Source organism: Ciceribacter ferrooxidans (genome assembly GCF_004137355.1).
Classification (GTDB): domain Bacteria; phylum Pseudomonadota; class Alphaproteobacteria; order Rhizobiales; family Rhizobiaceae; genus Allorhizobium; species Allorhizobium ferrooxidans.
Genome location: NZ_SDVB01000181.1, coordinates 1 through 1,017, shown reverse-complemented (window position 1 = coordinate 1,017; position 1,017 = coordinate 1). Strand labels below are relative to the sequence as shown.

The 1,017-nt window shown below is 40.7% G+C and carries 2 protein-coding genes; one reads left to right on the top strand and one right to left on the bottom strand.

Features of this window, described 5'->3' with window-relative positions; translation table 11 throughout:
* Positions 1-383 (bottom strand): hypothetical protein (locus EUU22_RS26400; RefSeq protein ID WP_205687869.1); only part of this gene is annotated, 383 nt, incomplete at its 3' end.
* On the opposite strand from EUU22_RS26400, the gene EUU22_RS26395 reads away from it, so the two are divergent.
* Positions 372-1,017 (top strand): RNA-directed DNA polymerase (locus EUU22_RS26395; RefSeq protein ID WP_205687868.1); only part of this gene is annotated, 646 nt, incomplete at its 3' end. The two genes, EUU22_RS26400 and EUU22_RS26395, sit on opposite strands and share 12 nt — an antisense overlap.

Here is a 1,017-nt window from a genome sequence, read left to right as displayed (position 1 = left end):
GTAAATAATGCTGCGATGAACATAGGGGTGCAACGGACTCTTGAGATATCTGATATCAGGTTCTTAGGATAGATACCCAGTAATGGGATGGCTGGGTCATAGGGTATTTCTATTTTTAACTTTTTGAGAAATCTCCATACTGTTTTCCATAGTGGCTGTACCAGTTTGCATTCCCACCAACAGTGTATGAGGGTTCCTCTTTCTCCACAACCTCTCCAACATTTGTCGTTCTTGGTTTTGGATGTTTTTGCCAATCTAACGGGGGTAAGGTGATATCTTAGTGTAGTTTTGATTTGCATTTCCCTGATGATTAGCGATGATGAACATCTTTTCATGTGTCTATTGGCCATGTTCATATCTTCTTTGGAGAAATGTCTGTTCATGTCCTCTGCCCATTTTTTGATCGGGTTGTTTGTTTTTTTGTTGTTAAGCAGTGTGAGTTCTTTGTACCTATTCTCCTCAAACTGTTCCAGAAAATTGAGAAAGATGGAGAACTCCCTAACACATTCTATGAAGCCAACATCACTCTGATCCCCAAACCTGACAAGGACAACACAAAGAAGGAGAACTACAGGCCGATATCACTGATGAACATAGATGCAAAAATCCTCAACCAAATTTTGGCAAACCGATTACAGCAATACATCAAAAAGATTATACACCATGATCAAGTGGGATTTATACCAGGGACACAGGGATGGTTCAACACCCGCAAGTCAATCAACGTGATACACTACATCAACAAAATGAAAAACAAAAACCACATGATCATCTCAATAGACGCAGAGAAAGCATTCGACAAGATCCAACACCCATTTATGATAAAAACCCTCAGTAAAATGGGTATAGAAGGAAAGTACCTCAACATAATAAAGGCCATATATGATAGACCCACAGCCAACATCATACTCAATGGACAAAAGCTGAAAGCCATCCCTCTGAGGACAGGAACAAGACAAGGGTGCCCACTTTCACCACTCCTATTCAACATAGTACTGGCGGTGCTGGCCAGAGCAA